The organism is Janthinobacterium tructae, from assembly GCF_006517255.1.
GTDB classification, from domain to species: Bacteria; Pseudomonadota; Gammaproteobacteria; order Burkholderiales; family Burkholderiaceae_D; genus Janthinobacterium; species Janthinobacterium tructae.
Genome location: NZ_CP041185.1, coordinates 2,994,607 through 3,012,969 on the forward strand (window position 1 = coordinate 2,994,607; position 18,363 = coordinate 3,012,969).

An 18,363-nucleotide genomic window follows, 5' to 3' on the forward strand; every position below is an offset into this window, starting at 1 on the left:
GGTGAAGATTACTTCGGCTGGTAGATCTGGTCGAAGATGCCGCCGTCGGCAAAGTGCGCCTTCTGGGCCGCCGTCCAGCCACCGGCCACTTGCTCGATGGTGAACAGCTTGACCTTGGCGAACTGCGACGCGTATTTCTTCGCCGCCTTGTCCGTTGCAGGACGGTAGTAATTCTTGGCGATGATGTCTTGCGCTTCGTCCGTGTACAGGTAGTTCAGGTAAGCCTCGGCCACCTTGCGCGTACCGTGCTTGTCGGCAAATTTGTCCACAACGGCGACGGGCGGCTCGGCCAGGATGCTGACGGACGGGGTGATGATGTCGAACTTGGTCGGGCCCAGTTCCTTGACGGCCAGGTAAGCCTCGTTTTCCCAGGCGATCAGCACGTCGCCGATGCCCCGTTCGACAAAGGTGGTGGTGGCGCCGCGTGCGCCGGAATCAAGCACGGGCACGTTTTTATACAGTTTGCCGAGGAAATCCTTGGCCTTGGCTTCATTGCCGCCCGGCTGACGCAGCGCGTAGCCCCACGCTGCCAAATGATTCCAGCGGGCGCCGCCCGAGGTTTTCGGATTCGGCGTGATGACGGACACGCCCGGCTTGATCAGGTCGTTCCAATCCTTGATGCCTTTCGGGTTGCCCTTGCGTACCAGAAACACGATGGTCGAGGTGTACGGCGCGCTGTTGTGCGCCAGGCGCTTTTGCCAGTCGGCGGCCAGCAGCTTGTGCTCGGCCAGCGCATCGATGTCATAGGCCAGGGCCAACGTGACCACGTCCGCTTCCAGACCGTCGATGACGGCGCGCGCCTGCTTGCCGGAACCGCCATGCGATTGCTTGATCTTGACGTTGTCGCCCGTCTTGCCTTTCCACTCCTTGGCAAATGCCGTGTTCACATCCTGGTACAGCTCGCGCGTCGGGTCATACGACACGTTGAGCAGGGTGATATCGGCGGCCTGCGCCGTTTGCAGTATGGCAAACGCGCTGAGGGCGGCGGCAATGATGATTTTTTTCGACAGCATCTAAGATCCCCGTGTGGTTGAACTTTCAGAGCCACCAGATTACGGCGCAACGGCCGCAAAGAGAACGAAGCGTTTCGCCGTTTGATATGTGATTTTCGCATATGGATGGCGCGCAACGGGGATAAAGCAGTTAATAGAAACGGTTGAACAGCACCACGGACCACGTGGCGAAGGCCAGGATGCAGGTCAGCAGCACGGCGGCGCTGCCGAAGTCCTTGGCGTTTTTCGACAGAGGATGAAGCTCGAGCGAGATGCGGTCGACCACGGCTTCCAGCGCGGAATTGATCAGTTCGACGATCAAGACCAGCAGCAGCACGCCGATCAGCACCAGTTTTTCAAAGGCGGAGATGCGCAGCAGCAAGGCGATCAGCGTGCCGACGACGAACAAGCCCAGTTCCTGGCGGAACGCATGTTCATGGCGCCAGGCCGCCTTCAAGCCGTCGAGCGAGTAGAAAAAGGCGGAGAAAATCCGTTTCAAGCCGCTCTTGCTCTTGAATTCATTGACAGGTTGCATAGTTTTCCATGGTTCAAAGTACGTCCGGCCGTCAATTATGACGGCCAACATGAGAATTGTGACAATTTATTCGCTGAATATCTCGGAACATTTCACTATTTTTTCACATCATGGTATAAAGAAGAATGAATACTGCATTGCACCAAATCCATCATGAAAATTGAACCGGTCGCTGCCCCGAAGACGACGATCCAGGTCATCGAACGCATGGTCGCCCTGCTCGATGCCCTGGCCAAATATTCCGACCCGGTCAGCCTGAAGGAATTGTCGAAAGTTTCCGGCCTGCACCCCTCGACGGCGCACCGCATCCTCAACGACATGGTGCTGACGCGCTTTGTCGACCGCATCGAACCGGGCACGTATCGCCTGGGCATGCGCCTGCTGGAACTGGGCAATGTCGTGAAAAGCCGCCTCAGCGTGCGCGAAGCGGCGCTGGACTTCATGCGCCAGCTGCACAAGAAAACCCAGCAAACGATCAACCTGTCCGTGCGCCAGGGCGACGAGATCGTCTACATCGACCGCGCCTTTTCCGAGCGCTCGGGCATGCAGGTGGTGCGCGCCATCGGTGGCCGCGGGCCGCTGCACCTGACCTCGACCGGCAAGCTGTTCCTGTCAGTCGACGAGCCGAAAGCCATCCGCGCGTACGCCACGCGCACGGGCTTGGCCGGACACAACAAGAATTCCATCACGGATCTGCAAAAACTCGAGCGCGAGCTGAGCCTGGTGCGCGAACGCGGCTATGCGCGCGACAATGAAGAACTGGAACTGGGCGTGCGCTGCATGGCCGCCGGCATCCGCGACGACTCGGGCAAGCTGATCGCCGGCCTGTCGATCTCGGCGCCAGCCGACCGCCTGCAGGATGAGTGGCTGGGGGACCTGGTGGAAACGGCGAACCAGATTTCCGTTACCTTGGGATTCATTCCTCAAGACTAATAATGCAGGGCAGCAACGCTGCCCTGTTTCTTTTACCCACCAGGCAGGCTCATGTTGGCGGGTTTGAGTGCCTCCAGCCACTTGCGCATGCGTCCGGCATCGGCCGTACGCGACTGTTTACCCTTGGAATCGAGGAAGACCATGATCACGGCCCGTCCTTCGATGACGGCCTGCATCATCAGACAGCGTCCCGCCTCGTTGATGAAGCCCGTCTTTTGCAAGCCGATTTCCCAGCCCGGGTTGGCCACCAGATGATTCGTATTGCCGAACTGCATGGGCTGGCCGCTGGCTTCGACGATGGCTTTCGGGTCCGTCGAGTATTGGCGCAGCAATGGATGGCGGAAGGCGGCCATGGCCAGCTTGCCCAGGTCGCGCGCGCTGGCCACGTTCATCTTCGACAAGCCGCTGGAATCGACGTAATGCGTGTCGAGCATGCCCAGTTGGCGCGCCTTGCTGTTCATGGCGTCGACAAAGGCGGGCAAGCCGCCCGGATAATTGCGGCCCAGCGCCGAGGCGGCGCGGTTTTCCGAGCTCATCAATGCAATGTGCAGCATATTCGCGCGCGTCAATTGCGAGCCCACCTTCAGGCGTGAGCTGCTGAACTTGGCGCGGTCGACGTCCTCGTCCATGATTGTCAGCACTTCATCCATGTCCTGGCGCGCTTCGACCACCACCAGGCCCGTCATCATCTTGGTGATGGAGGCGATGGGCAGGGCCACATTGGAATTCTTTTCAAACAGCACTTCCGAGTTGGCCTGGTCCAGCACCAGCGCCACGCTCGATTTGAGGTCGAGCGGATCGCGCGTCAGGTTCAAACCCGCCAGGTCGCCCATGGTGGGCATCGGAGCGGCCATGGGCACGGCCACGCTGCTGACTTTTTGATAGATGACCTTGCGTTTGCCGCGCACCATGACGACCCGCCGCACGGTCTTTTCGCGCGGCGCGGCCGTCGTGCCCTTGCGCAGCACGACTTTGACTTTCTTGGTGTTGTGTTTCTTGGAGGCTGAGGATTTGCCGTTCGCTTCCTTGGCGTGCACGGCCGCAGCCGGCGCCAGCGCAAACAGCAGGGAAGCCAGGACACCCAGCGCAAGTTTAAACTTAGCCATTCGATAATTCCCCGTGAAGCTGTTGCCTTATTGCAGTGTAGCGAAATGCAGAGTAATCGCAAGCCTATTTAACAGTTGGGACAGTATTTATTGCAGCAACGAAATACAAATCGTTGACGGTCAGCAAACAAACTCATCCTTAATCAACTGATTGCCTGTGCACATCGCTGGAAATCGCTATTTGCTCATGAATTTAACAAAGCCGGCCAGCGGCTCGCGTTCCGTGTTCAAGCGGTTCTCGATCTTGTCCGGGTCGGCATAGCCGAGGGCCATGCCGCACACCACCATTTCGCTGGCCGGCACGCCCAGTTCCTCGCGAATGATGTCATGGTAATGGATGAAGGCCGCTTGCGGGCAGGTATCGAGTCCCCGCGCGCGCGCCGCCAGCATGATGTTTTGCAAGAACATACCGTAGTCGAGCCAGGAACCCTGTTCCAGCACGCGTTCGATGGTAAAGATCAGGCCCACGGGCGCATCGAAAAACTGGAAATTGCGTCCATGCTGGGCCGCCATGCCGGCCGTGTCGCCGCGCTCCAGGCCCAGCAACTGATACAGGTCCAGGCCGATCTTGCGGCGGCGCTCGATGAACGGCGCCGTCCACTGGCGCGGGTAATAGGTATAGGACGCCGTGCGCGCGGGCGCGTCCGGCGCCTTCGGTGCGGCATAGGCGTCGAGGATGCGGCGCGACAGGCGCAGGCGCGCTTCGCCCGACAGCACATACACTTTCCACGGCTGCATGTTGGCGCCAGAAGGCGCGCGCGCCGCCACTTCCAGGATGCGCGCAATATCGTCCTGCGCCACCGGCGTGGGCAAAAAGGCGCGGATCGAACGGCGCGACACAATGACGGCGTCCACGGCTTGCTGCGCCGACGGTGTTTCCAATGCTTGCTTGTTCACTGCCCTGCTCTCCCGCTTGTTGCTTTATTTCTTGACGACGAATACCACGCCGACCACGGCCACCAGCATGCCGGCGATACCCAGCATATTAAATGCTTCGCCAAACATCAGCCAGGCCATCACGGCCGTCGTGGGCGGCGTCAGGTACAGCAAGCCCGTTACTTTCGTCGCGTCGCTGCGGCGGATCAGGGCGAACAGCAGGAAAATGGCGCCGATGGACAGCACGAGTACCGACCACAGCAAGGCGCCTATAAAATTCGCCGTCCATTGCACGTTGCTGAAATGCAGGTCCAGCCCCTCGTAATACAGGGCGAATGGCAACACGACCACGATGGAGGCGGCAAACTGCACCACCGTGCCGGTGCGCAAGTCGAATTGCGGGCAGTGGCGTTTTTGATACATGGTGCCGGCCGTCATCGACAGCAGGGCAAACACGCACAGCAGCACGCTTTCCACGGTCAGGCCCACGAGATTGATCTTGGCGTACACGACGAGGGCCACGCCCAGCAAGCCGAAGAACAAGCCCAGCCACTGACGCGGACGCACGGATTCGCCGATCAGGGGCGCGGCGCAAGCCGTCAGCACAGGCTGCATGCCGACGATCAGGGCGGACAGGCCGGCTGGCATGCCCAGCTTGATGGCGCACCAGACGCCAGCCAGATAGCCGGCCTGCATCAGGATGCCGGCCACGGCGATCTGGCGGAACTGTCCCACGGGCCACGGCGCGCGCAACAGCAGCACCAGCGGCAGCAGGATCACCAGCACGCCCAGGAAGCGCAGCAGCAAAAAGGTCAGCGGCGGCGCGTACGGCAGGCCGAACTTGGCCACGATAAAACCTGTGCTCCATAACAACACAAAGAAGCCGGGCAAGGCCATCGGCGCCAGGGTCGTCAAGAAAGGAACTTTGGGGGCTTTACCGCTGGCGCCAGCCGCGGCGGGAAGATTGGACATGATATCAACTCGGGAAACGGGGTCGGCACCGGGGCGATTCGCCAGTGCGGGAGGCAAAGTCTAGCATGCTGCGCCGCACCCGTCCTGAAAGGCGGGGAAATAACAGTTTAGGGTTAAACCATTGACACACAGAAATTAAACATTTCTCTTTAGAAACAATGGTTTTTGATGTAAATCTATTCAATTGTTGCATCGCACAAGAATCGCTTGACTTCGTTTTTTTTCGCCGTAGAATAGGGTTTGTTGCGTTGCACAATTCTTGTTCAGCTTGAAAATTTAGATTCACCTGCTTTCCCAAACGGTACACGCAGCATCAAATTAACCAGATTTCGATTTTTTGGAGATTTATATGTTTTCAATTCCTGAGCAATTTTCGTCCGCTACCAAAACCAACCTGGAAGCCCAATTCGCCCTGTTCTCGTCGCTGACGAGCAAAGCCTTCGAAGGCATCGAAAAGATCGTCGAACTGAACCTGACCGCTGCCAAGGCAACGCTGGAAGAATCGACCGCCGCCGCCAAGCAATTGCTGTCGGCAAAAGATCCACAAGAATTCTTCTCGCTGAGCGCTGCTCAAGCCCAGCCTAGCGCCGAAAAAGCCATCGCTTACGGTCGTCACCTGGCTGCCATCACGTCGGGCACCCAAGCTGAATTCAGCAAAGCAGCTGAATCGCAAATCGCTGAAACCAACCGCAAAGTGCTGTCGCTGGTGGAAGAAGTCACCAAAAACGCGCCAGCCGGTTCGGAAAACGCCGTTGCCATCCTGAAAAGCGCCATCGGCAACGCCAATGCAGGCTACGAGCAATTCTCGAAAACCAGCAAGCAAGCCGTCGAAGCCATCGAAGCGAACCTGACATCGGCCGTGAACCAGTTCACGCAAGCGGCCGAAAAAGTCGTGCCACGCACGGCTGCCAAGTAATTACTGCGCGACCGCTACGGCGGTCCGCTGTTATCGGCTCCTCCAGGCATCCATCCCGTACTTCTCCGACGGATGCCATTATGCCCCAGCCCAGCTGGGGCATTTTTTATGCCTGAGCACTTCCTGAACGCGCTTACTCCCCCAGATACGCCGCCTTCACGCGCGGGTCATCGAGCATGGCGGCCGCGTTGCCGCCCATGGTGACCAGGCCGGAATCCATCACATAGCCGCGGTGCGCCGCTTGCAGGGCCAGGCGGGCATTCTGTTCAACCAGCAAGATCGTGATGCCTTCGGACGACACCTTGCGGATCACCTCAAAGATTTTCTCGACCATGATGGGCGACAGGCCCATCGATGGCTCATCGAGCAGCAACAGCTTCGGATGACTCATCAGCGCGCGCGCCATGGCCAGCATCTGCTGCTCGCCGCCCGACAGGGTGCCGGCCATCTGCGCCGCCCGCTCTTTCAAGCGCGGAAACACGTCGAACCATTTCTCGATATCGGCCTCGACACCCGCCTTGTCCGTGCGCGTGTAGGCGCCCATCATGAGGTTTTCGCGGATCGACATGCGGGTAAACACGCCCCGCCCTTCCGGCACCATGGCCAGTTTCCTTTCCACCAGGTGAAACGACTTCGTGCCCTTGAGCGATTCGCCCAGGTAACTGATCGTGCCCTCGACCTTGCAGGCCGGCAGGGTGCCCGTGATGGCTTTCAATGTCGTCGTCTTGCCCGCGCCGTTCGCGCCGATCAAGGCGATCAGCTCGCCTTCGTTGACCTCCAGGTCGATACCCTTGACGGCCTTGATGCCGCCGTAGGCCACGTGCAGGCCCGCCACTTTCAATACAGTCTGGTTCAAGCCATTGTTACTCATGCGTGCGATCCCCCCAGGTAAGCCTCGATGACGGCCGGGTTTTGTTGTATTTCGGCCGGCAAGCCTTCGGCGATGCGCTTGCCATATTCGAGCACCGTGATGCGGTCGCACAGTCCCATCATCAGTTTCACGTCGTGCTCGATCAACAGCACGGTCTTGCCTTCGGCCTTGATTTTCACCAGCAACTCGCGCAGGGCCAGCTTTTCCGTGGCGTTCATGCCCGCCGCCGGCTCGTCGAGGGCCAGCAGCGTGGGGTCAGTGGCCAGCGCGCGGGCGATTTCCAGGCGCCGCTGGTCGCCATACGACAAGAAGCGCGCCGTGCGGCTGGCGAACTGGGCGATGCCGACGAAATCGAGCAGCTCCATGGCCCGCTGGCGGATGGACGCCTCTTCCTCGCGCGCCGCCTTGTGGCGGAAGATGGCGCCGAACACGCCCTGGTGCGAGCGCACATGGCGCCCCACCATGACGTTTTCCAGCGCCGTCATGTCGCCAAACAGGCGGATATTCTGGAAAGTGCGCGCGATGCCCGCCTTGGCCACCTTGTGCGGTGCCGACGGTGAATACGGCTTGCCGGCCAGCTCGAAGGTGCCCGTGTCGGGCTGGTACAGACCCGTAATGACGTTAAAGAATGTGGTCTTGCCGGCACCGTTCGGCCCGATCAAGCCGTAAATCTGCCCTTGCCGGATGGTGATGCCCACGTCGGTCAGCGCCTGCAAGCCGCCGAAACGCTTGTTCACGCCGGCGATATGGAGAATGATCTGTTCGCTCATGCTATCCCTCCCTTATGCGGACACGACGCCGGTGGATTTATTCGGCTGGTCCACATCGTGGTCGGGCCGGTCTTCGTGCTTCGGCGATGGCCACAGGCCGGCGGGACGGTTGAGCATGATCAACACCATGGCCAGGCCGTACAGCAGCTGGCGCAGCACTTCCGCCTCGATTACCACGCGGCCGAACAGCGCCTGCTGGGCCGGTTCCACCACGTGGCGCAGCACTTCCGGTATCGAGGCGAGGATCACGCCGCCGAGGATCACGCCGGGGATATGGCCGATGCCGCCCAGCACCACCATGGCCAGCACGGCGATCGATTCCGTCAGCGAAAACGATTCCGGCGAGACAAAACCCTGGAACGAGGCAAACATGGCGCCGGCCACGCCGCCGAACGAGGCGCCCATGGAAAAGGCCAGCAATTTGACGTTGCGCGTGTTGATGCCCATGGCTTTCGCGGCGATCTCGTCTTCGCGGATGGCCACCCAGGCGCGGCCCAGGCGCGAATGCTGCAGGCGCTTGGTGACGAACACGACGGCGATGCACAGGAAGAGGAACAAAAAGTAATAGGCATTCACCGACGGCATGGAAAAGCCGCCCACCACGACGGTGCTGTTGGTGCCCGCCTCTCCCGCCAGGTTGACGCCGAAGATGCGGATCGGGTCGATCAAATTGATGCCTTGCGGCCCATTCGTGAAATTGATCGGGTCGTTCAAATTGTTCATGAAGATACGGATGATCTCGCCAAAGCCCAGGGTCACGATGGCCAGATAGTCGCCGCGCAGCTTCAAGGTCGGCGCACCCAGCAAGGCGCCGCACAGGCCCGCCACGGCAGCGGCCAGGGGCACGATGAGCCAGATCGACAAATGGATGCCGTTTTCGCGGATTTCCGGCCCCATCAGCTGCACCAGGGTCTCGCCCAGCACCGGATATTGATTCACCACCGATTCAAGCAGGATGGCGAATTGCGGCGAGGCCAGCAAGGCCGTCAGGTAGGCACCCACGGCATAGAAGGCGATATAGCCGAGGTCGAGCAGGCCGGCGAAGCCGACGACGATGTTCAAGCCCAGGGCCAGCATGATGTACAGCAAGGCCATGTCGATGATGCGCACCCACGAGTTGCCGAACTGCGCGGCAAAGAACGGGAACACCATCAGCAGCGCGGCCAGGCCCAGCATGCCGGCGTAGGCTTTGGTCGGATTTTTCTTAGCGTCAAAATCGAGTAGTGCCATGATTTAATCTCCCAGTTTCACATCAGGCACGGTCGGCCACGCGTTCGCCCATGATGCCGGACGGGCGCAAGGTCAGCACGATGATCAGCACGACGAAGGCAAAGATATCCTGGTAGTGGCTGCCCAGGAAGCCGCCCGTGATGTCGCCGATATAGCCGGCGCCCAGGCTCTCGATAATACCCAGCAAAATACCGCCCAGCATGGCACCATAGATATTGCCGATGCCGCCCAGCACGGCCGCACAGAAGGCCTTCAAGCCGGGGATGGCGCCCATGGAAAATTGAATGGAGGCATAGTTGGCGCCCCACATCACGCCGGCCACGGCCGCCAGCGCGGCGCCGATGGCAAAGGTGGCCACGATGACCTTGTCGGAATCGACGCCCATGAGGCCCGCCACGCGGGGGTTTTCCGCCGTGGCGCGCATGGCGCGGCCCATTTTCGTTTTTTCCACCAGCAATACCAAGCCGCCCATCGACAGCGCGGCCAGGGCCAGCAGCAGCACTTGCGTTTGCGAAATCACGGCGCCGCCTATATTGATGGGGTCGGTCGACAGCAATTGGGGGAAGGGCAAGGGATTGCGCGTCCAGATCATCATGGCGAAGGTTTGCAGCAGGATGGAGACGCCGATGGCGGTAATCAGGGGAGCGAGGCGGGGGGCGTTGCGCAGGCGGCGGTAGGCGACCCGCTCGATGATGATGTTGACCAGAATACAGATGGGGATGGCGCCGAGGATGGCGGTGGCCAGTTTCAGGTAGCCGGGCCAATCCGGTACATAAATGCCCAGCAGCTTGAGTATGCTCAAGCCCACCATGGCGCCGATCATGAGTACGTCGCCGTGGGCGAAGTTGATCAGGTTCAGCACGCCGTACACCATTGTATAACCGAGGGCGACTAAGGCATACATGCTGCCCAACACCAAGCCGTTAATGATCTGCTGGATGAATGTATCCATGATTGCCCTATCAAATATGCATTTTTCGGGAACAACTTCGGCCAGAATATGTCGCTGATACAAAAACGGCACCGGAGGAAGAATTCCTGCAGTGCCATCCCTGGACCGTTCTCACCAGCATGGTGCACGCACTTAAAACGGGCGTGACCTTGCTTAGTCATAACGACAACATATTCAAGCTTGAAGCAATCATAACGATCTTTTGCAAAAACTAAGCTTGGAATAAATCGATCATTTCCGAATTAAATTCGGTTTTGAGGTAACTATTTCATCGATACTTAATCGTCCTGCAGACTCAGGCCACGTCGCGCTTGAGGCCATCGAGGCCTTTCGGCATCGGGAACGTGACGGCTTCCTGCACGCCGTCGAGGGGGCGCACGCTCTTCACGCCACACTCTTTCAAGCGGTCGATGACGGCTTGCACCAGCACCTCGGGCGCCGAGGCGCCAGCGGTCACACCCACGCGCAGCTTGCCTTCCAGCCAGGCGGGATCGATCTGCGAAGCATTGTCGACCATGTAGGCTGGCGTGCCCATCTTCTCGGCCACTTCGCGCAGCCGGTTCGAATTCGAGCTGTTCGGGCTGCCCACGACGATCACCACTTCCACTTGCGGCGCCATGAATTTCACGGCTTCCTGGCGGTTCGTGGTGGCGTAGCAGATATCGCCTTTTTTCGGCTCGGCGATGTTCGGATATTTCAGCTTCAAGGCCTCGATAATGTCGCGAGTGTCGTCAACTGACAACGTTGTTTGCGAAACATAGGCCAGGCTCTCCGGATTGGCGACCTGCAATGCTGCCACATCATCGAGCGTTTCCACCAGATGCATGCCCATGTCGGCCTGCCCCATCGTGCCTTCCACCTCGGGATGGCCGTCGTGGCCGATCATGATGATCTCGCGGCCTTCGCGACGCATCTTGCCCACTTCCATGTGCACCTTGGTGACCAACGGGCAAGTCGCGTCAAAAATGCTCAGGCCGCGCGATTCCGCCTCGGCGCGCACGGCTTTCGACACCCCATGCGCGGAAAACACGAGCGTATTGCCAGCAGGCACGTCATCGAGGTCGTCGATGAAGATGGCGCCCTTGTTGCGCAAGTCGGCCACCACATAGGCGTTGTGGACGATTTCATGGCGCACATAGATCGGCGCACCAAATTGCTGCAAGGCACGTTCGACGATTTCGATCGCCCGGTCGACGCCAGCGCAGAAACCGCGGGGCTGGGCCAGTAACAGTTCTTTATCCATCGCTATTCCTTCACAGCACCGAAATGAGCTTGACTTCAAAGCGCAGCGGCTGGCCGGCCAGCGGATGATTGAAGTCGAACAGGGCCGAATCCTCGCGCATTTCGCGCAACACGCCGGCAAAGCGGCCGCCGCCCGGCGCAGCGAAGTCGACCAGGTCGCCGATCTTGTAGTCGGCACCCGGCACCGAGTTCTCGTCCAAGGTCGCGCGCGAGACGGACTGCACCAGTTCGGGATTGCGCTCGCCAAAGCCTTCGCCGGCGGCCAGCTCGAACGTCTGGTGCGTGCCTTCAGGCAAGCCCAGCAGGCGCTGCTCGAGGAATGGCGCCAGCTGGCCCTGTCCCAGCATCAAGGTAGCAGGATTTCCGCTAAAGGTAGTGACAATATCAGTACCGTCAACAGTAGCAAGACGATAATGCAGGGTGAGGTAAGCCGCTTCGGTGACGACTGCTGGTTGCTCGTTGGACATAGTGAGTTTTCAAGTAGCTGATGCAAAACGATATTGTAAGCCACACTGGCCGCGCCTGCCCCATGGCTTCGTCAAAGAAGACCATGCCGGGGCACGCGCCGGTGACAAACAGGAGAACAGCATGGGCATCAAGGACTGGCCGGCCCGCGAACGGCCGCGCGAACGCCTGATCGAGGATGGCGCACACTCGCTGTCGGATGCGGAATTGCTGGCCGTCTTCCTGCGCACTGGCGTGCGCGGCAAGAGTGCCGTGGAGCTGGCACGTGACACGGTCGAGCACTTCGGCTCCCTGCGGGGCCTGTTTGGTGCCAGCCTCGTGAGTTTTTCCGCCGTGCATGGCATGGGCAGCGCCAAGTTTGCCCAGCTGCAAGCAGTCATGGAACTGGCGCGGCGCGCCATCATCGAGGATTTGCAGACGGGCCAGGCCCTCAATTCGCCGCACGCGGTCAAAGACTATTTACGCCTGACCCTGGGCAACCTGGCGCACGAAGCGTTTCACGTGTTGTTTTTGGACGTCAAGAACCGCCTGATCACGACCCGCGAAATGTTTCGCGGCACCCTCACCCACACCAGCGTGTATCCGCGCGAAGTGGTGAAACAAGCGCTGCTGCACAACGCGGCCAGCGTAATGCTTGCGCATAACCACCCGTCAGGCACGCCGGAGCCCAGCGAATCGGATTTATTGCTCACGCGCGCGCTGGTGCAAGCCCTGTCGCTGGTGGACGTGCGCATCCTCGACCATTTCGTCGTGGCCGGTCGGCAAGTGCATTCGTTTGCGGAACACGGCCAGATCTAGGCCGACGCCCGCCCTGGTCACAGTTAACCATGTGTAAACAAGGACATACGTGACAGCAGCGGGACGCTTATCTAACAGCAAACAGTCCTGTTTACCAGTGTCTTCCCCTATGAACAAGGGTAAAAGTCAAATTGTTAAATTTTCTCAATACAACATGACACAATTGTTTTTCGCAAGTCATTGATAAATCTGCTTATTTTGGATATACTCTCGTTTTTCCAATTTGGAATATCTTTAAGGAGTGCGCCATGGCACGTGTTTGCCAAGTCACTGGGAAGAAGCCGATGGTCGGCAACAATGTTTCCCATGCAAACAACAAAACCAAACGTCGTTTTTTGCCTAACTTGCAGAATCGTCGTATTTTTGTTGAATCTGAAAACCGCTGGGTCTCCCTGCGTTTGTCCAACGCCGGTCTGCGCGTCATCGATAAAGTCGGCATCGACGCCGTATTGGTCGATATGCGCGCTCGTGGCGAAAAAGTCTAATTAGCAGAATAAGGGAGCTATCATGGCAAAATCAGGCCGCGACAAAATCAAGTTAGAATCGACCGCCGGTACGGGTCACTTCTACACGACTACCAAAAACAAGCGTACGACGCCTGCGAAAATGGAGATCATGAAATTTGATCCTAAAGCACGCAAGCACGTAACGTACAAAGAAACCAAAATCAAGTAATTGATCTTGTGTTCTGTAAAAAGAGCCGCTCCGATGAGCGGTTTTTTTTCGCCCTGATTTTCAGCCAGCTCCCCTCCTCCTTTTGCCAAGGCGAAAAAAAGGCCCTGGAATCCAGGGCCTTGATATGGCGTAACGGCTAATCAGGCATAGCTACGCAGGCGCAACGAGAAATCTTGCAGCGACTGGATACCCGACGCTTCGGCGCGCGTGCACCAGTCTTGCAGCTTCTGCAGCAATTGCTCGCGCGTAAAGTGCGAACGCTCCCAGATGGCGCCCAGTTCCACGCGCATGTGGTGCATGGTTTCCAGCGCCTTGCTGTGCTGGAACAGTTCCGACAGCTGCTCATGATGCGCATCGGCCAGCTTGCCCGGCTCGCGCTGCATCAGCTTGCGCGACGACTTGAGGAAACGCTTTTCCAGTTCGGCCTTGTGCTTCAGGTGTTCCAGCTCTTCCTTCCAGGCATGCTTGATGGATTTGGCGTACTTGGCCATCACATCGTAGCGGTTGGCGATGACCGACTGCAAGGTCTCGAAGTCCGCTTCCAGCTTGCCGTGCGAGAACTTCGGTTCCGGCGCCAGCTTTTTCACCTTCGCCAGGCCCAGCATTTCCAGCGCGCGGATATACGCCCAGCCGATATCGATTTCATACCATTTCGACGACAGCTTGGCCGATGTCGCATACGTATGGTGATTGTTGTGCAACTCTTCGCCGCCGATCAGGATGCCGAAGGGAATGATGTTGGTGGCCGCGTCGGCGCAATCATAGTTGCGGTAGCCCCAGTAGTGGCCGATGCCGTTGATGATGCCGGCCGCCGTGATGGGGATCCACATCATTTGCACGGCCCACACGGAAATGCCGATCACGCCGAACAACACGAAATTGATGACGAACAGCGACACCACACCCAGCCAGCTATATTTGGTGTACAGATTGCGCTCGATCCAGTCCGTCGGCGTGCCGTGGCCGTACTTGGCCATGGTTTCCATGTTCTTCGATTCAGCGCGGTACAGCTCGGCGCCTTCCCAGAACACTTTCTTGATGCCGCGCGTCACGGGGCTGTGCGGATCTTCTTCCGTATCGCACTTGGCATGGTGCTTGCGGTGGATGGCCGCCCACTCTTTGGTCACCTGACCCGTCGTCAGCCACAGCCAGAAACGGAAGAAATGGCTGGGGATGGCGTGCAATTCCAGCGCCCGGTGGGCCTGGTGGCGATGCAGATAAATCGTGACGCTGGCGATCGTGATATGCGTGACCACCATGGTGTACAGGAAAACTTGCCATGCGGACAAATCGGTAATGCCAGTGGCCATGAACTGCAAAACGTCGTGTAAAACGGAACTCAATGTCATTACTGCTACTCCAAGTGGACAAGGCATGCGCACGGTCGTTCCAGTGACTCTGGAGGTCCGGCAGAGTTAATTTTAGGCGTGATTGTACGCCCTAATGGGTGCTATCAGGCAAAATCGGAGGCAGGCAGCGAGGTTAGGGCTGGGTGCCGGATGGCGCGGACTCACCCTCTGCCGCGCCCGCGAGCGGGGCAGGAGGCGTACCAACAATACGCAATTCACGTTGCGGAAACGGTACAGTGACCTTATGTTCCTGCAAGGTGCGCCAGATGGCGCGGTTCACATTCGACTTCACGCCGCCGGTGCCGTTTTCCGGGTCCGCGATCCAGAAGCCGATCTGCACATCGAGGCCGTCGGCGCCGAAACGCACGAGGGTGGCCGATGGCGGATTGCTTTGCGACACACGCGGCACCTTGGCCGTCGCCGCTTCCAGCAAGGGGAAGATGGCATCGATATCCGTTTCATAGCCCACCGACACGGCCGTCGACAGCCACACCATGCGGTTGCTCAGCGACATATTCTGCACGCCGCCGGAAATCAGCATCTCATTCGGCACGATGGATTCAACCCCATCGCCACCCAGTAATACAGTATAGCGCGTATTGATCTGCGTCACCTTGCCTGTAAATTGACCGACCGTGATCATGTCGCCGATGGTCAGGCTGCGGTCGAGCAGGATGATGAAGCCGGAGACAAAGTTCGCGGCGATCTTTTGCAAGCCGAAGCCCAGCGCCACGCCGAAAGCGCCGCCAAACACGGACAGCACCGTCAGGTCGATGCCCACCAGCGACAGGCTGACCAGCACGGAAACGAGAATCAGCACGGCGCGACCCATGCGCGACAGCACCACGCGCAAGGAGGTGTGCAAGCCCTGCATTTTCATCAGGCGCTCGTCGAGCGAGGTACCGGCCCACATGGCCAGCACCAGCAGCACGGCCACGGAAATAGCGGCTTGCAAGATGGCAGCCACGGACACCTTGTTGCGGCCCAGCGGCACGACGATGCCTTCCAGGAATGCATGTAAATCCGGCCACAGGCCCGTGATATACAGGGCCATGCCGGCCCACACCACCACCGTGAATATCTTTTCCAGCAACAACATGGTGGGGCTGATGTCGCCATGGCGGGCAAAAATGCGGCGCAACACATAAAAACCGAAGCGCACCAGCGCCATCGAGGTACACAGGGGAATGGCGATACTGAGCAGGTTCACCGACTGGAACTTGGCCAGGAAATGCTGCGCAATGCCCAGCAGCATGGCCGCCAGCACGGGCGTCAGGATGCGGATGAAACTGTCCGTGCGCTGCAAGGTTTCCGGCGTCGCCGGGACAGCGGCCGCTTCCGCCCGCTGGTGCAGGAATGCGCGCAACTGCCGCACCAGCAACCAGCTCAGGGCCAGGCAAGCGACGATGACCAATGCCTGCCACAGGATGGCCGGTTGACGGAAATCGTCGACAAAGTCAGTGATCAGGTTGAGCAGCGGGGTTTCGTTCATGGCGGATGGTCTGGAAGATGGTGCAGGGAAATAACCGGGCGGGGCGCCCACAGCCTGCGCCAGACTGGCTGGCGCAAGTGCATGGCCACCGCTGCGATGCTGCAGCGGCGGCCCGTGACCAACTTACTCGGCTGGTTCAGCGTCAGCATCGTCGGCCGGTTTTTCATCGGCGTAGACTTTTTTCGGCATGACCTTGCGCTCGAACACGGCGGCGAAGAAGCCGTCGGTATGGTGCAGGTGCGGCAACAATTTCAGGTAGTCGCCCATTTCCAGCTCGATCTTCTGTTCGGCCAGCACCTTGCTCATCGGCACCAGGGTGAAGTCCGGATGGGCCGCCAGGAATTGCTCGGCGATAAAATCGTTTTCTTCGTTCAAGAAGCTGCAGGTAGCGTACACCAGGCGGCCGCCGCCCTTGACCAGACGCGCCGCGCCGGCCAGGATGGCTGCCTGCTTGGCTTGCAGCTCGACGATGGAGTTCGGCTGCTGGCGCCATTTCACGTCCGGATTGCGGCGCAGGGTACCCAGGCCGCTGCAAGGGGCGTCGACCAGCACGCGGTCGATCTTGCCGGCCAGGCGCTTGATCTTGGCATCGCGCTCATGCGCGATCTGTACCGGATGCACGTTCGACAGGCCGCTGCGGGCCATGCGTGGCTTCAGCTTGGCCAGACGCTTTTCCGACACATCGAACGCATACAAACGGCCCGTGTTGCGCATCAGCGCGCCCAATGCGAGCGTTTTGCCGCCCGCGCCGGCACAGAAATCGACCACCATCTCGCCGCGCTTGGCGCCGACGATCTGCGACAGGATCTGGCTGCCTTCATCTTGCACTTCGATGGCGCCGCTCTGGAACAACGGCATGTTTTGCAGCGATGGCTTCTTGATCACGCGCAGCCCCAGCGGCGCGTAAGGCGTCGGGGTGCTGAGGATAGGTGCTTCGGCCAGGGCCAGCATCACGTCTTCACGCGTGGCCTTGAGCGAATTGACGCGCAAGTCCAGCGGCGCAGGTGCGTTCAGCGCATCGGCCAGCTTCATGGTTTCCGCTTCGCCGAACTGGGCGATCAGCTTGTCGAACAGCCAGGTCGGCATGTTGGCGCGCATGTTCGACGGCATCAGGCTGCGGTCGATCTGCGTGATGCGTTCCAGCCATTCCACTTCTTCTTCCGTCAGGCCGCCCAGGGAGTCGGCACCGACGGCTTCGGCCAGGCCGAGGATGGTCAAACGGCGCATGGTCGGGCCACTGCCCGCTTCGGCGAAATCGGTAAAGAACGACTTGTTGCGCAGCACGGCATAAATGCCTTCGGCGATGGCGCCGCGTTCGCGCGAACCGAGGCGCGGATGGTCGCGGAAATAGCGCGACAGGGTGGTGTCGGCCGGGGCCGTGAAACGTAAAATTTCGCGCAATACTTCTTCAGCATTGGCAAGTATCGCTGGTGGCAATCTCATTGTTATTCTTCCTGTAATATTTTATTGAGGGTCCACGCGGACCTGGCCATGCTCGACTGACAGTTTATCGTCAATGAACAGGCGGATGGCGCGCGGGTAAAGCAGATGTTCCTGTACCAGCACGCGCGCCGATAAGCTGTCTTCTGTGTCGCCCGGCAAGACGGGGACCTTCGCGCTCGCCACGGCCGGGCCATGATCGAGCTCGGCAGTCACGAAATGCACGGTCGCGCCGTGTTCCGTCACACCCGCCTCAAGCGCCTGGCGGTGCGTCGCCATGCCCGGGAACAGCGGCAGCAGCGACGGGTGGATATTGAGCATGCGCCCCGCGTAATGCTCGACGAAGGGCGGTGTCAGGATGCGCATGAAACCGGCCAGCACGACCAGGTCGGGGGCGAAGCCGTCGATCACGGCTTGCAGCGCCGCATCAAACTGCTCGCGGCTGGCATAATCCTTGTTGGCAACGACTGCCGTCGCTATCCCATGTTCCGCGGCAAAAACCAGTCCCTGGGCGTCGGCCCGGTTACTGATGACGGCGGCAATCCGGGCAGGCCATTGCTCGGCTTGCGCCGCGCGTACGACCGCCTCCATGTTGCTGCCGCGTCCGGAAATGAGGATAACGATATTTTTCATAGCGCGCATTGTACCCGCTATGGCGATGCGAATCTAGAAAGGCCGGCATTATTGTTGCGGCGCAACATAAGCGCCGGCGCGCCGCAGTCGCCCGGCGATGCTGATCCCCATCTGCA

Annotated in this window: 20 protein-coding genes; 5 read left to right on the forward strand and 15 right to left on the reverse strand. The window is 59.5% G+C overall.

The window, feature by feature from the left end:
• Positions 1 to 8 precede the first annotated feature (8 nt).
• Both FJQ89_RS13040 and FJQ89_RS13045 read right to left on the reverse strand, forming a co-directional pair.
• On the reverse strand, positions 9 to 1,013 hold the full coding sequence (locus FJQ89_RS13040) for a sulfate ABC transporter substrate-binding protein (protein ID WP_071075787.1): 1,005 nt from the start codon (positions 1,011 to 1,013) through the stop codon (positions 9 to 11).
• A gap of 130 nt (positions 1,014 to 1,143) precedes the next feature.
• Entirely contained in the window at positions 1,144 to 1,527 is a 384-nt protein-coding gene (locus FJQ89_RS13045; RefSeq protein ID WP_096237565.1) for a diacylglycerol kinase, read from the reverse strand.
• 153 nt (positions 1,528 to 1,680) lie between these two features.
• On the opposite strand from FJQ89_RS13045, the gene FJQ89_RS13050 reads away from it, so the two are divergent.
• Positions 1,681 to 2,460 (forward strand): IclR family transcriptional regulator, encoded by a 780-nt coding sequence (locus FJQ89_RS13050; protein WP_096237566.1) that lies wholly within the window; start codon positions 1,681 to 1,683, stop codon positions 2,458 to 2,460.
• Between the two features lie 32 nt (positions 2,461 to 2,492).
• Here the strand turns inward: FJQ89_RS13050 and pbpG are convergent, their stop codons facing one another.
• From pbpG to FJQ89_RS13065, 3 genes are all read right to left on the reverse strand, one after another.
• The gene (pbpG, locus tag FJQ89_RS13055) at positions 2,493 to 3,566 is read right to left on the reverse strand and encodes a D-alanyl-D-alanine endopeptidase (RefSeq protein ID WP_141170477.1); all 1,074 of its coding nucleotides are present in this window, start codon (positions 3,564 to 3,566) and stop codon (positions 2,493 to 2,495) included.
• Positions 3,567 to 3,743: 177 nt separating this feature from the next.
• Positions 3,744 to 4,463 carry a nitroreductase gene (locus tag FJQ89_RS13060; protein ID WP_141170478.1) on the reverse strand — a complete coding sequence of 240 codons (720 nt, stop codon included), beginning with the start codon at positions 4,461 to 4,463 and terminating at the stop codon, positions 3,744 to 3,746.
• A 24-nt stretch (positions 4,464 to 4,487) separates the two neighbouring features.
• Positions 4,488 to 5,414, reverse strand: coding sequence for a DMT family transporter (locus FJQ89_RS13065; RefSeq protein ID WP_141170479.1), 927 nt, complete (start codon positions 5,412 to 5,414; stop codon positions 4,488 to 4,490).
• A 349-nt stretch (positions 5,415 to 5,763) separates the two neighbouring features.
• Here FJQ89_RS13065 and FJQ89_RS13070 point away from each other — a divergent pair, with 349 nt between their 5' ends.
• Complete coding sequence (locus tag FJQ89_RS13070; RefSeq protein ID WP_141170480.1) at positions 5,764 to 6,330, forward strand: phasin family protein; 567 nt, start codon at positions 5,764 to 5,766, stop codon at positions 6,328 to 6,330.
• Positions 6,331 to 6,463: 133 nt separating this feature from the next.
• Here the strand turns inward: FJQ89_RS13070 and FJQ89_RS13075 are convergent, their stop codons facing one another.
• The 6 genes from FJQ89_RS13075 to FJQ89_RS13100 form a co-directional block, all read right to left on the reverse strand.
• Positions 6,464 to 7,201 carry an ABC transporter ATP-binding protein gene (locus FJQ89_RS13075; RefSeq protein ID WP_423245205.1) on the reverse strand — a complete coding sequence of 246 codons (738 nt, stop codon included), beginning with the start codon at positions 7,199 to 7,201 and terminating at the stop codon, positions 6,464 to 6,466.
• Positions 7,198 to 7,971 (reverse strand): ABC transporter ATP-binding protein, encoded by a 774-nt coding sequence (locus FJQ89_RS13080; RefSeq protein ID WP_141170481.1) that lies wholly within the window; start codon positions 7,969 to 7,971, stop codon positions 7,198 to 7,200. The genes FJQ89_RS13075 and FJQ89_RS13080 overlap by 4 nt, the downstream gene beginning before the upstream one ends.
• Positions 7,972 to 7,983: 12 nt before the next feature.
• Positions 7,984 to 9,201 carry an ABC transporter permease subunit gene (locus FJQ89_RS13085; RefSeq protein WP_141170482.1) on the reverse strand — a complete coding sequence of 406 codons (1,218 nt, stop codon included), beginning with the start codon at positions 9,199 to 9,201 and terminating at the stop codon, positions 7,984 to 7,986.
• 22 nt (positions 9,202 to 9,223) lie between these two features.
• Positions 9,224 to 10,153, reverse strand: coding sequence for a branched-chain amino acid ABC transporter permease (locus FJQ89_RS13090; protein WP_131689621.1), 930 nt, complete (start codon positions 10,151 to 10,153; stop codon positions 9,224 to 9,226).
• A gap of 295 nt (positions 10,154 to 10,448) precedes the next feature.
• The gene (ispH, locus tag FJQ89_RS13095; RefSeq protein ID WP_096237572.1) at positions 10,449 to 11,396 is read right to left on the reverse strand and encodes a 4-hydroxy-3-methylbut-2-enyl diphosphate reductase; all 948 of its coding nucleotides are present in this window, start codon (positions 11,394 to 11,396) and stop codon (positions 10,449 to 10,451) included.
• A gap of 10 nt (positions 11,397 to 11,406) precedes the next feature.
• Positions 11,407 to 11,862 carry an FKBP-type peptidyl-prolyl cis-trans isomerase gene (locus FJQ89_RS13100; protein WP_070224501.1) on the reverse strand — a complete coding sequence of 152 codons (456 nt, stop codon included), beginning with the start codon at positions 11,860 to 11,862 and terminating at the stop codon, positions 11,407 to 11,409.
• 121 nt (positions 11,863 to 11,983) lie between these two features.
• Between FJQ89_RS13100 and radC the strand changes: the two genes are divergently transcribed.
• The 3 genes from radC to rpmG all read left to right on the forward strand — a co-directional run bounded on the left by radC (position 11,984) and on the right by rpmG (position 13,333).
• Positions 11,984 to 12,658 (forward strand): RadC family protein, encoded by a 675-nt coding sequence (gene radC / locus FJQ89_RS13105; protein ID WP_141170483.1) that lies wholly within the window; start codon positions 11,984 to 11,986, stop codon positions 12,656 to 12,658.
• A gap of 248 nt (positions 12,659 to 12,906) precedes the next feature.
• On the forward strand, positions 12,907 to 13,143 hold the full coding sequence (gene rpmB, locus FJQ89_RS13110) for a 50S ribosomal protein L28 (RefSeq protein WP_010400928.1): 237 nt from the start codon (positions 12,907 to 12,909) through the stop codon (positions 13,141 to 13,143).
• A gap of 22 nt (positions 13,144 to 13,165) precedes the next feature.
• Positions 13,166 to 13,333 carry a 50S ribosomal protein L33 gene (rpmG, locus tag FJQ89_RS13115; protein WP_010400929.1) on the forward strand — a complete coding sequence of 56 codons (168 nt, stop codon included), beginning with the start codon at positions 13,166 to 13,168 and terminating at the stop codon, positions 13,331 to 13,333.
• 140 nt (positions 13,334 to 13,473) lie between these two features.
• Here the strand turns inward: rpmG and FJQ89_RS13120 are convergent, their stop codons facing one another.
• From FJQ89_RS13120 to purN, 4 genes are all read right to left on the reverse strand, one after another.
• Positions 13,474 to 14,682 carry a DesA family fatty acid desaturase gene (locus FJQ89_RS13120; protein ID WP_141170484.1) on the reverse strand — a complete coding sequence of 403 codons (1,209 nt, stop codon included), beginning with the start codon at positions 14,680 to 14,682 and terminating at the stop codon, positions 13,474 to 13,476.
• Positions 14,683 to 14,815: 133 nt separating this feature from the next.
• Complete coding sequence (locus FJQ89_RS13125; protein WP_141170485.1) at positions 14,816 to 16,174, reverse strand: mechanosensitive ion channel family protein; 1,359 nt, start codon at positions 16,172 to 16,174, stop codon at positions 14,816 to 14,818.
• A gap of 123 nt (positions 16,175 to 16,297) precedes the next feature.
• The gene (locus FJQ89_RS13130) at positions 16,298 to 17,617 is read right to left on the reverse strand and encodes an RsmB/NOP family class I SAM-dependent RNA methyltransferase (RefSeq protein WP_141170486.1); all 1,320 of its coding nucleotides are present in this window, start codon (positions 17,615 to 17,617) and stop codon (positions 16,298 to 16,300) included.
• Between the two features lie 21 nt (positions 17,618 to 17,638).
• Positions 17,639 to 18,247, reverse strand: a complete 609-nt coding sequence (purN, locus tag FJQ89_RS13135) for a phosphoribosylglycinamide formyltransferase (RefSeq protein WP_071075772.1) — start codon at positions 18,245 to 18,247, stop codon at positions 17,639 to 17,641.
• Positions 18,248 to 18,363 lie beyond the last annotated feature (116 nt).